Source organism: Pseudonocardia sp. Ae150A_Ps1, assembly GCF_001932315.1.
GTDB lineage: Bacteria > Actinomycetota > Actinomycetes > Mycobacteriales > Pseudonocardiaceae > Pseudonocardia.
Genome location: NZ_MCIJ01000001.1, coordinates 1,704,380 through 1,716,794 on the forward strand (window position 1 = coordinate 1,704,380; position 12,415 = coordinate 1,716,794).

Here is a 12,415-nt window from a genome sequence, read left to right on the forward strand (position 1 = left end):
CCTCCCCCGCCTCCGGAGGTCGACGATGACCCTTGACCGACAGGCCGGCCCGCGACTCGACCGCCGGGCGTTCCTGCGGTGGACCGCACTGGCCGTCGCCGGGACCGCGGCCGTCCCGCTCGCCGGGTGCGCCGGCCCGACCGGCGCACCCGGCCCCGGGACGATCGTCCTCGGGCTCAACCGCTCCCTCGCCAGCCTGGACAACAAGCTCAACCAGTTCGACGGCGCCGTCACCGTCCAGCGCGCCGTCCGGCAGGCCCTGACCCGGGTCGGCCCCGGCCAGACCGCGCAGCCGGTGCTCGCCGACCGCTTCGAGCGGACCGGGCCCACCGAGTGGACGGTCCGGCTGCGCGACGGCGTCCGCTACTCCGACGGCAGCCCCGTCACCGTGACCGACGTCGACGTGGCACTGCGGTGCTACGGCGAGGTCAACGGCGGGTTCATCGCCAGCCTGTTCCCCGAGATCCCGACGGTTCGCCCGGTCGACGACCGGACGTTCCGGCTGGTGACCTCGGACCCGGTGCCGGTGATGGACCTGCTGATGGCGAACGTCCTCGTCACCCCGGCCGCGGCCAACCGCCCCGAGCAGCTCACCGACGGCATCGGCTCCGGCCCCTTCCGAGTCGCCGAGGCGAACACCGGCACCGGCGACTACACGCTGGTCCGCAACGAGAACTACTGGGGTGCCGCGGCGCACCTGGAGTCGGTGCAGGTCCGGTTCGTGCCCGAGGAGTCCAGCCGGGTCGTCGCGATGCGCTCGGGCGAGCTCGACGTCATCGACAGCATCACCCCCGACTCCGCCGAGCAGCTCGCCGGGCTGCCGTCGGTGATCCTGGACCGCTCCCCCAGCACCCGCACCAACCAGCTCTTCTACAACTTCCGCAAGCCCCCGGGGCACCCGCTGGCCGATCCGCGGGTGCGCGAGGCGCTGACCTACGCCGTCGACGGCGAGGCACTGGCCCGCGACGTCCTGGTCGGCTCGGTGCAACCCGCCCGCGGCGTCGTCGCCTCGGCGCTGAGCGGCGCCGCCGACACCGGCGGCTACCGCTACGACCCGGCCCGCTGCCGGCAGATGCTCGACGCGGCCGGCGTGCGCGACCTGGAGCTGACGATCATCTGGGAGTCGGGCGAGTTCCCCGCCGACACCTCGGTGATGGAGTCGGTCGCCGGGATGCTCGGCCGGGTCGGCGTCCGCACCCGGCTGCAGCAGTTCCAGCCCGGCGGGGACATCACCGCCTGGCGGCAGGGCCGCGGCGGGGACTGGGACGTGCTCGGCAACGGGTTCGCCGGGCCCACCGGCGAGGCCGCGACCGTGCTGCAGGGCATGTACGGCGGCACCCCGGCCAAGGAGCGGACCCGCGACACCTACCAGGGCTACGTCGTGCCCGAGGTCGCCCGCACGCTGGACGCCGCGGCGGCCGAGACCGACCCGGCCCGCCGGGAGGCCGCCCTCGCCGGCGCCCAGAAGAAGATCTGGGACACCTGGCCGTGCCTCTGGGCGTTCGTGCCCGACGTCGTGCAGGCCCGCCGGCAGCGGGTCTCCGGCATCGAGCTGCTGCCCACCAACTCCTACGACCTCTCCTCCGTCGCGCTGGGGGCCTCGGCATGACCGTCACGACCGCGCCCACCGGGACGGGCCCCGCCGCTCGCCGCGCGCCGTCCCGGGCCGCCGGGCTCGCCCGCTACGCCGTGGTCCGCGTCGGGCAGGGGCTGCTCACGATCTTCCTGACGATCTCGACCGTGTTCGTGCTGGTGCGGCTCGCCCCGGGCGACCCGGCCGCCGCCTACGCCGGCCCGAACGCCTCGCCCGAGGACCTCGAGCGGATCCGCGCCCAGCTCGGCCTGGACGAGCCGGTGCTCACCCAGTACCTGACGTTCCTGCGGAACCTGCTGTCCGGTGACCTCGGGACCAGCTACTCGTTCCAGGCCCCCGCACTCGACGTCGTCCTCGGCCGGGTGCCGTACACGATCACCCTCGCGGTCTCCGCCGTGCTGGTGACGACGCTCGTCGCCGTGCCGCTGGGGATCTGGATGGCCCGGCGCGCCGACACCGGCCGTGAGCTCGGCGCCAACGTCGTCACGGTCGCCGGGCAGTCGATGCCCGACTTCTGGAGCGGCGTCATGCTGCTCACGCTGTTCTCGGTGCTGGTCCCGGTGCTGCCGGCGTCCGGGTTCGCGACCTGGTCGGGGCTGGTGCTGCCGACGCTCACGGTGGCGATCCTGCAGATCGCGCTGATCTCCCGGCTGGTCCGCCGGGAGATGACGGGCGCGCTGACCTCGCCGTACCTGACGGTCGCCCGGGCCCGCGGGGCGAGTGAGCGCACGCTCGTCTGGCGCTTCGCGATGGCGAACTCCGCCATCCCCGTCCTCACCGCGCTCGGCACCCGGTTCGCCGCGATGCTCAACGGCGTCGTGGTCGTCGAGGTGGTGTTCTCCTGGCCCGGCGTCGGCTCGCTCGTCGTCCGCGCCCTGGAGACCCGCGACTACCCGCTGATCCAGGCGACGGTGCTGGTCACCGCCGCGCTGGCGATCGGCGTCCAGCTGCTGATCGACCTCGCGTACCCGCTGCTCGACCCGCGGGTCCGGCTCGGAAAGGAGTCCGCGCGATGAGCACAACCGTCCCGGAGCGGACGGCGGCACCCACCGGCCGCCCCTCCGCCGTCACGCCGGAGCTCGCCGCGGCGTCCCCGGCACACCGCCGGGCCCGCGTCTCGCGGGTCAAGATCTGGATCGGCACGGTCTGCACGGCGCTCGTCGTGCTGCCGGTGCTGCTGGCGACGGTGCTGCCGCTGCCCGACCCGGACGCCCAGGAGCTCTCGGCCCGCCGCCTGCCCCCGCTGACCGACGGCCACCTGTTCGGCACCGACCAGCTCGGCCGCGACCTCCTCGCCCGGGTGCTCTCGGGCGGCCAGGTGTCGCTGACCGTCGGGATCCTCGCCGTGCTGGTGTCCGGGCTGATCGGGCTCACGCTCGGCTCGCTGGCCGGCTTCCTCGGCGGGTGGACCGACGCCGTCGCGTCCCGGCTCGCCGAGGCGCAGATGGCGCTGCCACTACTGATGATGCTGCTGCTCGTCGTCGCGCTGTTCGGCTCGTCGATCCCGGTGATCACCGCGGTGATCGCGGTGGCGCAGTGGCCGGAGGTGTTCCGGCTGACCCGGTCGCTGGTGCTCGTCGAGCGGGGGAAGCCCTACATCGACGCGGCCCGCACCCTCGGGCTCGGCCGCCCGGCGATCCTGGTCCGGCACGTGGTGCCGAACGTGGTGAAGCCGGCGTCGCTCGTGGTGCTCCTGCTGCTCGCGCAGGCGGTGCTGCTGGAGAGCGCGCTGTCGTACCTGGGGGCCGGTCCGGAGCGGCCGTTCGCGACCTGGGGCCGGATCGTCTCCGACGGCCAGGACTACGTGACGACGTCGTGGTGGATCGCCACCCTCCCGGGCCTGGTCATCGTGCTGCTCGTGGTCGGCGTGAACCTGCTCGGCGACGGTCTGCGCGACCGGCCGGGCGGCGTCGGCCGGCTCCGGTTCCTCGGCCTGGGCCGGAAGGAGGCGACCCGATGACCCCGCTGCTGGAGGTCGCGGACCTGCAGGTGGAGCTGGTGACCGAGCGCGGCGTGGCCCGCGCGGTCGACGGCGTCGACCTGCACGTCGGCGCCGGCGAGACCGTCACCCTCATCGGCGAGTCCGGCTCGGGCAAGTCGACGACGGCGATGGCCGTGCTCGGCCTGCTGCCCGCCGGGACCGCCGTGGTGAGCGGGGTGGTGCGCTACGCGCTCGACCCGGACGCCGCCCCCGTCGACGTGCTCACCGATCCGCGCGCCCCGGCCGCGGTCCGCGGCCGCGGGGTGTCCCTCGTCCCGCAGGACCCGATGACGGCGCTGTCCCCGGTACACACGATCGGGGCCCAGCTCGGGCACGCCCTGCGGCTGCGTCATCCGGAGCTGTCGCGGAGCACGGTCCGCGAGCGCGGGATCGCGCTGCTCGACCAGGTGCACGTCGCCCGCCCGGAGACGCAGTGGCGCTCCTACCCGCACCAGCTCTCCGGTGGGATGCTGCAGCGCGTCCTGATCGCGATCGCGCTGGCCGGCGAGCCGCGGCTGATCGTCGCCGACGAGCCGACCTCGGCCCTCGACGTCACCGTGCAGGCCGGGATCCTCGACCTGCTGCTGGAGCTGCAGGAACGCACCGGCGTCGGGATGCTGCTGATCACCCACGACCTGGGCGTCGCCCGGCTCGTCTCCGACCGGATCCACGTGATGCGGTCCGGGGCGTTCGTCGAGTCCGGCGAGGTGGAGCAGGTCGTGGGGGCCCCGCGCGAGGAGTACACGCGTCGCCTGATCGCCGCCGTCCCCACCCTCGAAGGGACCCCGTCATGACCCCGCACCTGGCCGTCCGCGGCCTGACCGTCGCGTTCGGCGACTTCCGCGCCGTCGACGGCGTCGACCTGTCCGTGGACCGCGGCGGCTCCCTGGCCGTGGTCGGCGGGTCGGGCTGCGGCAAGTCGACGATCGCGCGCTGCCTGGTGCGGCTGATCCGGCCGACGGCGGGGGCGATCGAGCTGGACGGCGTCGACGTGGCGACGCTGCCCGAGCGGAAGCTGCGGGCCCACCGCCGGAAGGTCCAGATGATCTTCCAGGACCCGTACGGCTCGCTCGACCCGCACCTCACCGCGGGCAGGATCGTCGCGGAACCGCTGGCCCTGCGCGGGATCCGCGGCCGGGCCGAGCGCGAGCGGCGCGCGGTCGCGCTGCTCGACCGGGTCGGCATGCCCGCGTCCGCGGCCGCCCGGCGGCCCTCGGAGTTCTCCGGTGGCCAGCGCCAGCGGATCGGGATCGCCCGCGCGCTGGCCAGCGACCCCGAGCTGCTGGTCTGCGACGAGGCCACCTCGGCGCTCGACGTCTCGGTGCAGGCCCAGGTCCTCGACCTGCTGCGGGAGCTGCAGCGCGAGTCCGGCCTGACCTTCGTGGTGATCGCCCACAACCTGGGCGTCGTCCGGGAGATCACCGAGAACGTCGTCGTCCTCTCGCACGGCCGGGTCGTCGAGTCCGGCCGGACCGCCGAGGTGCTCGGCTCCCCCACCCACGAGGTCACCCGGCGGCTGCGGGCCGCGTCGCTGGACCCGGCCGCCGTCCGGGGCCGGAAGCCGCGTTCCGCGCTGGCCGGGGCCGTCCCCGCACCGTCCGGAGGTACCCGCCCGTGACCGTCACCGAGACCGCACCGGCCGAGCTGCCCGGCCCCGCCGACGGCCTGCTCCGCCCGCACGCCGGCGAACCGGACCGGCGCGACGCGCTGCTGCCGGCGCCGGACGTCCAGAACCACGCCGCGAACCTGATGGAGCTGCCCGGCGGAGCGCTGGGGTGCGTGTGGTTCGGCGGCACCCAGGAGGGCGTGCCCGACATCGGGGTGCGGTACTCCCGCCTCGAACCGGGCTCCGACCGCTGGACCGGGCCGGTCGCCCTGTCGGACGACCCGGAGCGCTCCGAGCAGAACCCGCTCCTGTTCGTCGCCCCGTCCGGCACGGTGTGGCTGCTGTGGACCGCGCAGGTCGCGGGCAACCAGGACACCGCCGAGGTCCGCGTCCGCACCTCCGGCGACGGCGGCCGCACCTGGGACGCGCAGCGCACGCTGTTCCCGGCCGGGCCCGGCGGCGGGGTGTTCGTGCGGCAGCCGGTCGTCGTCACCCGGAGCGGCCGGTGGCTGCTGCCGGTCTGGCACTGCGTGACCCCGCCCGAGGGCCGCTGGGTCGGTGACCTCGACACGTCCGCAGTGATGGTCTCCGACGACGACGGCGCCACCTGGCGCGAGACCGCCGTCCCGGACAGCACCGGCCAGGTCCACATGAACGTCGTCGCCCGGCCGGACGGATCGCTCGTCGCGCTCTACCGCAGCCGCCGCGCCGACGCCGTGCACCGCTCGGTCTCCACCGACGACGGCGGCACCTGGTCGGCGCCCGAACCCGTCGAGCTGCCGAACAACAACTCGTCGGTCCAGGTCGTCGGGCTCGCCGACGGCCGGCTCGCACTCGTCGGGAACCCCAGCAGCCGGGCCGACGCGACCGCGCGGCGGGCGTCGCTCTACGACGAGATCTCCGACAGCGGCGACGTGGGTACCGCGGCCGCGGCTGCCGACGCGCTCCGGGAGGGCGCGTTCTGGGGAGCCCCACGCGCCCCGATGACCCTCGCGATCTCCGACGACGGCGGCCGGACCTGGCCGGTCCGCCGCGACCTGGAGACCGGCGACGGGTTCTGCCTCGTCAACGACTCGCGCGGCAAACGGAACCGGGAGTTCTCGTACCCGACGATCCGGGCCGCGGCCGACGGCGGCCTGGACATCGCCTACACCGTGTACCGGCAGGCGATCCGGCACGTGCACCTGACCCCGGCGGCGACGGGTGGCTGAGACCGCGCCGCACGCCGTCGTCACCGGGGTCAGCTCCGGGATCGGGGCGGCCGTCACCGCCCGGCTGCTCGACGCCGGCTGGCGGGTCACCGGGCTGTCCCGCAGCGCCCCCGCACCGCGCGACGGGCTCGCCTGGGTCGCCGCCGACCTGGCCGGGCCGGCCGCGGTCGCCGGTGCGGTCGCCGGGACCGGTCCGGTCGACGCCGTCGTGCACGCGGCCGGGCTCCAGCGCACCGCCCCGCTCGGTGCGCTCGACGCCGAGGCCGGGGACCTCATGTGGCGGGTGCACGTGGCCGCGGCCGCGGAGCTCGCCGGGGCGCTGCTCGACCGGATCCCCGACGGCGGCCGGATCGTCCTGGTCGGCAGCCGCACCGCGGGCGGCTCGCCCGGGAAGAGCCAGTACGCGGCGACCAAGGCCGCGCTGGAGGCGATGGCCCGCTCCTGGGCGGCCGAGCTCGCCGCCCGCCGGATCACGGTGAACGTCGTCGCCCCCGGCCCGACCGAGACGCCGATGCTGGCCGACCCCGGCCGGTCCGGCACCCCGCCGCTGTTGCCGCCGCTCGGTCGCCGCGTGCGACCGGAGGAGGTCGCCGCCCTGGTCGAGCTGCTGGTCGGCCCGGACGGCGGAGCCATCACCGGTCAGACGCTCACCGTCTGCGCCGGGGCGTCACTGCCCCGCTGAGCCGGCTCCGCGGGGCCGCAGCACGTAGGCGGTGTAGCCGTACTCGGTGCCGTACCGGTCGCGGACGTCGATCTCGTGGCCGACCTCGTCGAGCGCTGCCGGGTCCACCCCGTCGGCGCGCAGCAGCTCGATCCGCGCGGCCAGCGGTCGGTAGTAGGCGTCCCAGTCGGAGTCCGGCAGCAGGTAGGCGGCCCGGACCGTGTACCCGGCGCGCTGCGCGGCGGCCACGTTGTCCGCGGTCGTCCGCATCGCCGGGTAGCCGGCGTCCCAGAACTCCCGGGCGCCCGGTGACGGCGCGGTCGTCGTCCACTCCGCCTCGGTCAGCACCAGCACCCCGTCCGGGGCGAGCAGCCGCCGCCAGGACGCCAGTGCGGCGTCGAACCCCATGACGTAGGCGGCGCCCTCCGACCACACCAGGTCGGCCTCGCCGTCCGGCAGCGGGAGGTCGTCCATCGGCGCGACCAGGGGCCGGACCCGCTCGCCGAGCCCGGAGACCGCGGCGCGGGCCTGCAACCGCCGCAGGTACGGCTCGTGCAGGTCGACGGCGACGACGTCCCCGCCGGTCGCGGCGGCCAGCGGCAGGGTGGCGGGCCCGGTCCCGCAGCCGATGTCGACGATCCGGGGCCGGTCCGGGAGCTCCCCCGCCAGCTGCAGCAGCAGCGCGGTGGTCTCCTCCGATCCCGGTGCCTCGCGGGGGAGGTCGTCGTGGGCGGCGAGGAAGACCCGCTCCAGCGATGTGCTCACGTACCCGGATGATGCCTCCCCCGGGCCTCCGGCGCAGCCCCCGGTCGCAGGCATGATGGACCGGTGCACGTCGACATGCTCCTGATGGCGATCCCCCCGCTCGCGATCTACCTGCTCTGCGCGGCCGTGGTCGGTGTCGAGAGCATCGGCATCCCGCTGCCCGGCGAGATCGTGCTGGTCGCGGCCGCGCTGCTGGCCGCGCGGCCGGGATCGCACGTCGACCCGGTGATGGTCGCCGGGTTCGCCGCGGCAGGGGCGATCGTCGGCGACTCGATCGGCTACTCGGTCGGCCGCCGCTACGGCACCGGGCTGCTGGACCGGCTCGGCCGGCGGTTCCCGCGGCACCTCGGACCGCGGCACGTCACCGTCGCGCAGCGGATCTTCGACCGGCACGGCGTGTGGGCCGTCCTGTTCGGACGGTTCGTCGCGATCCTGCGGATCCTCGCCGGACCGCTCGCCGGGACCATGCGCATGCGCTACCCGGCCTTCCTCGCCGCGAACGCGACCGGCGCGATCCTGTGGGCCGGCGGCACCGTCACGGCGATCTACCTGCTGGGGCTGGTCGCCGAGACCTGGCTGAAGCGGTTCTCCTGGGTCGGCCTGGTGGTCGCCGTCGTCGCGGGGGTGCTGGTGTCGCGGGCGGTGCGGAACCGGGTCGAGCGCGCCGCCGCGGCCGACGACGCGTGACCCGGACCGCCGTCAGCGCAGGCTGTGGCAGGTGTAGGTCACCCCGCCGCTGAAGCTCTTCGCGTCGGTGAGCCGCAGCCCCTCCCGCGACCAGCCGTCCGGGAACAGGCCGCGGCCGCGGCCCTGCACGACCGGGTAGTGGAACAGGCGCAGCTCGTCGACCAGCCCGGCCGCGATCAGCGTGTGGCAGAGATCGATGCTGCCGGTGACGACGATGTCCTGGCCGGACGCCTCCTTGAGCGCCGTCACCTCGGCGACCGGGTCACCGGCGAGGATCGTCGAGTTCACCCACTCCGGATCGGTCAGGGTCGAGGACACGACGTACTTCTGGACCTTGTCGAGGTACGCGGTGACGCCGGTGGTGTCGTCGGTCTGCTCGGGCCAGAACCCGCGGAAGTCGGTGAAGGTCCGCCTCCCGAGCAGGACGGCGTCACAGCTCGCGTCCTGCCGGTGCATCTCGGCCTGCTGGTCCCCGGCGTCGGCCGTCGGGTCGAACCAGGAGCCGAGCATCTCCACGGCTCCGTCGAGGGTGATGTTCTGGGTGATGGCGAGGGGGCGCACGGGTGTGCCTCCACGGTCGTCCTGTGTCGTCCACGAGGGTCGACCGTGGAGGCGGCCCGGACTCATCGGTCCGGACTCGTCGCCCGGGGAGCGATCAGCCCTCGTGGACGGTGATCGCCGCGGCCGGGCAGCCGGAGGCGGCGTGCCGCACCGCCTGGTGCTCGCCCTCCGGCGGCTCGGCGTCGAGCAGCTCGACGATCGCGTCCGAGTCACGCTGGTCGAATACGTCCGGTGCGGTGAGCAGGCACTGCCCGGACCCCACGCAGGAGTCCTGGTCGACCTCGACCTTCATCGGTGCCCCTCCTCTCACCACTGCACCGGCAGGCTGCGGACGCCGCCGGTGAGGTGGTCGGTGCGGATGTCGAGCTCGTCCATCCCGATCGCCAGGCGCAGCTCCGGGACCCGGCGGGCGAGCGTGACGAACACGGCGCGCAGCTCCGTACGGGCGAGGCTCGCGCCGATGCAGAAGTGCGGGCCGTGGCCGAACCCGATGTGCCCGCGCTCGCCGCGGTCCGGGTCGAAGGTCTCGGCGTCGGCGAAGACGCCCGTGTCCCGGTTCGCCGCGTTGATCGACAGGATCAGCGCGTCGCCGCGCTCGATGGTCACGCCGCCGATCTCGACGTCGGTGTGCGCGTAGCGGAGCAGGCCGAGGTCGCCCGGCGCCCCGAGGCGCATGATCTCCTCGATGACGGCGTCGATCCGGCCGTCCGGGTCGGCGACCAGGGCGTCCCACTGGTCGCGGTTGTTCATGAGGAACAGCAGGCCGAGGCCGATCCGGTTCACCGTCGTCTCGTGGCCGGCGAACAGCAGCCCGACGCAGAGCCGCACCATCTCCGGGTAGCCGAACGTCTCGTCGTCGGCCTGCGCCTGCACGAGGTCGCTGATGACGTCCTCGGCCGGTGCGGCGCGCTTGCCCTCGGCGAGGCCCGCCATGTAGCGGCCGAACTCGGTCCGGGCGTCGTGCGCGTCCTGGCCGGAGAAGGTGGCCATCCGGTCCGACAGCGCGCGGAAGTACTCGCCGTCGGACTCGGGGACGCCGAGCAGGGTGCAGATCACCGCGACCGGCAGCGGGAAGGCGAGGTGCGCGTGCAGGTCGACGACGCCGTCCGCAGCCGTGTCGTGGTCGGCGAGCAGGGCGTCGACGTAACCGTCGACCAGCTCCTGGACGTGCCCGGACAGCCGTCGCATCCGCTTCGCGGAGAACGCCGGGGTGAGGAGGCGCCGCATCCGGGCGTGCTCGTCGGCCTCGGAGGCGTAGTCGCCGGTCGGCCCGTCCTGCACGGCCGCGGTGCTGATCCGGGACGCCTTCTCGGGCTCCGGGTGGGACCGACCGAACCGCTTGTCCCCCAGCAGGTCGCGGACCTCGGAGAACCGGGTCACCAGCCAGGCGGGGTCACCGGCGGGGGTGGTCACCGGGGCGACCGGGGCCTCCCGGCGGAGCACCTCGTAGAACGGGGCCAGGTCGAGGATGTTGGGGCGGGCGAACGGGAGCTGCGGGCGTTCGGCGGCGAGGGTCATCGGGCGTCCTCCTCGGGTGGTGGTGCCCTCACCCTACGATTTGATGGCAGTTTCTGCCACAAACATGACCGTTTACGGTGGCGACGTCACGAACACCCGGACCGGGGGAGGCCGCCGTGACCGGAGAACAGGGCACGGCCCGCCGTGGACGGCCGCCGATGAGCGAGCAGGGCCGGCGCGCGCAGCGCCTGGCCGTCTCCCGGGCCGCCGTGCGGCTCTTCCGGGAGCACGGAATGGCCGCGACCTCCGGCGCCGACGTCGCGCGGGCGGCCGGCGTGTCGGAGCGGACCCTCTGGCGGCTGTTCCGGACCAAGGAGAGCCTCGTCGAGCCGCTGCTCTCGGTGTCCATCGAGGGCTTCCGGGACGTCCTGCGGTCCTGGCCGGAGGGGACGGAGCTGACCGCACACCTGCGCGGGGCCTACACCTTCGCGACCGGCGGCCCGGACGGCGAGACCGAGGAGGTGCTCGCGGTCGTGCGGATGACCCGGGACACGCCGGCGCTGCGCGCCGTCTGGCTTGTGCTGCAGGAGCAGGCCGAACCGACGCTCGCCGCCGTGCTCGCTCCGCGGGCCGGGCTCGCCCCGGACTCCGCCCAGGTCCGACTGCTGGCCGCCACGGTCAACGCCGCATTCCGGGTCGTCACCGACGAGGTCGCCGCGGGCGCCGCGGAGGGCGCCACCGCCGAGGCGCTCGCCGCGCACCGCGAGCTGCTGGCGGAGGCGCTCCGCACCGGCGGGCAGCCGGCCGGCCGTCAGACGTCCTCGCCCAGCAGCTCCTGCAGGTAGCGGTCGACCTGGCCGATATAGGTCGGGGCGACACCGAACAGCGCCAGGTGCCCGAGCAGGTCGTCGATCACCCGGATCGTCGCGTGCGGGGTCAGCTCCAGCTCGTACTCGTGGTCGCGGACCGGGAAGAACATGTCCTCGTTGATCGGGACGATCCGGGTGACCGCCTCGTTGCGGCCCAGCGCCTCGGCGAGATCGCCGCCGGTGTGCCGGGCGACGTCGCCGCGCTGCCACTTCCACGCCATGCAGAGCAGGTCGTTCGGGTCCATCGCGGTGAAGTAGGGCTCGAGGAACCCCTCCATGAACGCCTCCTTGGAGTCGAACTCCAGGGCGCGCCAGACCTCCTGCTTCCAGAACTCGGTGGAGAAACCCATCACCGCCCAGATGCCGGCGTGCCGCTTGAGCCCGTCGACGACGTCGGCGTTCGAGGAGTACTCGCCGTCCTTGAAGCCGGGATCGGAGGTGATCGCCTCGACCAGCGCCTTGGTAAAGAGGAAGTCGTGCGGGGTGTTCTGCGCGGTGCCCGCGATCGGGGCGGCCCGCTTCACCCGCCCGGGGAAGCGCACCATCCACTCGTAGGTCTGCTGGGCGCCCATCGAGCCACCGACGACGAGCTGCAGGGTCTCGATGCCGCAGTGCTCGCTCAGCAGCTGCTCCTGGGCGCGGACGTCGTCGCCGATCCGGACGTGCGGGAACCGCGACATCGCGATCGAGGCGTTGGGGCCGGCCGCGTTGTGCGGGCTCGTCGAGAGACCGTTGCCGATCTGGTTGACGACGACGATGAAGTACTTCTAGGGGTTCAGCGCGTGCTCGGGACCGATGTAGACGTCCCGAAAGATCTGGTGGGTCCCGGAGTACCAGGTGGTCACGAGGATCGCGTTGTCCTTCGCCGCGTTCAGCGTGCCGAACGTGGCGACGGCGAGCTGCAGGTCGGGGATCACCCCGCCCTCCTCGAGCGCGAACTCCCCGAGGCCGATCAGGTCGTAGTCGCCGTGGAACTCGTGGGTGTAGTAGCTGTTCTCGATCGCCATGGACTCTCGGTGCCT

Annotated in this window: 15 protein-coding genes; 9 read left to right on the plus strand and 6 right to left on the minus strand. The window is 74.2% G+C overall.

What is annotated here, in order from left to right:
* Nucleotides 1–25: 25 nt before the first annotated feature.
* Genes Ae150APs1_RS07630 through Ae150APs1_RS07660 form a run of 7 tightly spaced genes read left to right on the plus strand, consistent with a single transcriptional unit; the run spans nt 26 to nt 7,074 of the window.
* Complete coding sequence (locus tag Ae150APs1_RS07630) at nt 26–1,609, plus strand: ABC transporter substrate-binding protein (RefSeq protein WP_060575262.1); 1,584 nt, start codon at nt 26–28, stop codon at nt 1,607–1,609.
* Complete coding sequence (locus Ae150APs1_RS07635) at nt 1,606–2,610, plus strand: ABC transporter permease (protein WP_212567173.1); 1,005 nt, start codon at nt 1,606–1,608, stop codon at nt 2,608–2,610. Before Ae150APs1_RS07630 ends, Ae150APs1_RS07635 begins: the two co-directional genes overlap by 4 nt.
* Entirely contained in the window at nt 2,607–3,554 is a 948-nt protein-coding gene (locus Ae150APs1_RS07640; RefSeq protein ID WP_075296638.1) for an ABC transporter permease, read from the plus strand. The genes Ae150APs1_RS07635 and Ae150APs1_RS07640 overlap by 4 nt, the downstream gene beginning before the upstream one ends.
* Nucleotides 3,551–4,369, plus strand: coding sequence for an ABC transporter ATP-binding protein (locus tag Ae150APs1_RS07645; RefSeq protein ID WP_075296640.1), 819 nt, complete (start codon nt 3,551–3,553; stop codon nt 4,367–4,369). The genes Ae150APs1_RS07640 and Ae150APs1_RS07645 overlap by 4 nt, the downstream gene beginning before the upstream one ends.
* Nucleotides 4,366–5,193, plus strand: coding sequence for a dipeptide/oligopeptide/nickel ABC transporter ATP-binding protein (locus tag Ae150APs1_RS07650; RefSeq protein WP_060575259.1), 828 nt, complete (start codon nt 4,366–4,368; stop codon nt 5,191–5,193). The genes Ae150APs1_RS07645 and Ae150APs1_RS07650 overlap by 4 nt, the downstream gene beginning before the upstream one ends.
* A complete protein-coding gene (locus Ae150APs1_RS07655; RefSeq protein ID WP_083679985.1) occupies nt 5,190–6,392 on the plus strand; it encodes a sialidase family protein in 1,203 nt (400 codons plus the stop codon). The genes Ae150APs1_RS07650 and Ae150APs1_RS07655 overlap by 4 nt, the downstream gene beginning before the upstream one ends.
* Entirely contained in the window at nt 6,385–7,074 is a 690-nt protein-coding gene (locus Ae150APs1_RS07660) for an SDR family oxidoreductase (protein WP_060575258.1), read from the plus strand. The genes Ae150APs1_RS07655 and Ae150APs1_RS07660 overlap by 8 nt, the downstream gene beginning before the upstream one ends.
* Here Ae150APs1_RS07660 and Ae150APs1_RS07665 read toward each other — a convergent pair.
* Complete coding sequence (locus Ae150APs1_RS07665) at nt 7,060–7,818, minus strand: class I SAM-dependent methyltransferase (RefSeq protein WP_075296642.1); 759 nt, start codon at nt 7,816–7,818, stop codon at nt 7,060–7,062. The genes Ae150APs1_RS07660 and Ae150APs1_RS07665 overlap by 15 nt on opposite strands.
* 63 nt (nt 7,819–7,881) lie before the next feature.
* Here Ae150APs1_RS07665 and Ae150APs1_RS07670 point away from each other — a divergent pair, with 63 nt between their 5' ends.
* A complete protein-coding gene (locus Ae150APs1_RS07670) occupies nt 7,882–8,505 on the plus strand; it encodes a DedA family protein (RefSeq protein WP_010227905.1) in 624 nt (207 codons plus the stop codon).
* A 12-nt stretch (nt 8,506–8,517) separates the two neighbouring features.
* Here Ae150APs1_RS07670 and Ae150APs1_RS07675 read toward each other — a convergent pair whose 3' ends face one another.
* The 3 genes from Ae150APs1_RS07675 to Ae150APs1_RS07685 form a co-directional block, all read right to left on the minus strand.
* The gene (locus tag Ae150APs1_RS07675; RefSeq protein WP_075296644.1) at nt 8,518–9,066 is read right to left on the minus strand and encodes a dihydrofolate reductase family protein; all 549 of its coding nucleotides are present in this window, start codon (nt 9,064–9,066) and stop codon (nt 8,518–8,520) included.
* Nucleotides 9,067–9,160: 94 nt separating this feature from the next.
* The gene (locus tag Ae150APs1_RS07680) at nt 9,161–9,358 is read right to left on the minus strand and encodes a ferredoxin (protein ID WP_010227910.1); all 198 of its coding nucleotides are present in this window, start codon (nt 9,356–9,358) and stop codon (nt 9,161–9,163) included.
* Nucleotides 9,359–9,372: 14 nt separating this feature from the next.
* On the minus strand, nt 9,373–10,584 hold the full coding sequence (locus Ae150APs1_RS07685) for a cytochrome P450 (RefSeq protein WP_010227912.1): 1,212 nt from the start codon (nt 10,582–10,584) through the stop codon (nt 9,373–9,375).
* A 116-nt stretch (nt 10,585–10,700) separates the two neighbouring features.
* Between Ae150APs1_RS07685 and Ae150APs1_RS07690 the strand changes: the two genes are divergently transcribed.
* Entirely contained in the window at nt 10,701–11,369 is a 669-nt protein-coding gene (locus Ae150APs1_RS07690; protein WP_227012808.1) for a TetR/AcrR family transcriptional regulator, read from the plus strand.
* On the opposite strand, the gene Ae150APs1_RS07695 is transcribed toward Ae150APs1_RS07690, so the two are convergent.
* Both Ae150APs1_RS07695 and Ae150APs1_RS34225 read right to left on the minus strand, forming a co-directional pair.
* Nucleotides 11,336–12,151 carry an alpha/beta fold hydrolase gene (locus Ae150APs1_RS07695; RefSeq protein ID WP_283160266.1) on the minus strand — a complete coding sequence of 272 codons (816 nt, stop codon included), beginning with the start codon at nt 12,149–12,151 and terminating at the stop codon, nt 11,336–11,338. The two genes, Ae150APs1_RS07690 and Ae150APs1_RS07695, sit on opposite strands and share 34 nt — an antisense overlap.
* A 9-nt stretch (nt 12,152–12,160) precedes the next feature.
* Nucleotides 12,161–12,400 (minus strand): hypothetical protein, encoded by a 240-nt coding sequence (locus Ae150APs1_RS34225; RefSeq protein WP_283160239.1) that lies wholly within the window; start codon nt 12,398–12,400, stop codon nt 12,161–12,163.
* Between the last annotated feature and the right edge of the window lie 15 nt (nt 12,401–12,415).

Excerpts from the sequence above, each read along its gene's own strand:
- Ae150APs1_RS07630 (WP_060575262.1), top strand. The coding sequence starts at position 26 with ATGACCCTTGACCGACAGGCCGGCCCGCGACTCGACCGCCGGGCGTTC.
- Ae150APs1_RS07635 (WP_212567173.1), top strand. The coding sequence starts at position 1,606 with ATGACCGTCACGACCGCGCCCACCGGGACGGGCCCCGCCGCTCGCCGC.
- Ae150APs1_RS07640 (WP_075296638.1), top strand. The coding sequence starts at position 2,607 with ATGAGCACAACCGTCCCGGAGCGGACGGCGGCACCCACCGGCCGCCCC.
- Ae150APs1_RS07645 (WP_075296640.1), top strand. The coding sequence starts at position 3,551 with ATGACCCCGCTGCTGGAGGTCGCGGACCTGCAGGTGGAGCTGGTGACC.
- Ae150APs1_RS07650 (WP_060575259.1), top strand. The coding sequence starts at position 4,366 with ATGACCCCGCACCTGGCCGTCCGCGGCCTGACCGTCGCGTTCGGCGAC.
- Ae150APs1_RS07680 (WP_010227910.1), bottom strand. The coding sequence starts at position 9,358 with ATGAAGGTCGAGGTCGACCAGGACTCCTGCGTGGGGTCCGGGCAGTGC.
- Ae150APs1_RS07685 (WP_010227912.1), bottom strand. The coding sequence starts at position 10,584 with ATGACCCTCGCCGCCGAACGCCCGCAGCTCCCGTTCGCCCGCCCCAAC.
- Ae150APs1_RS34225 (WP_283160239.1), bottom strand. The coding sequence starts at position 12,400 with ATGGCGATCGAGAACAGCTACTACACCCACGAGTTCCACGGCGACTAC.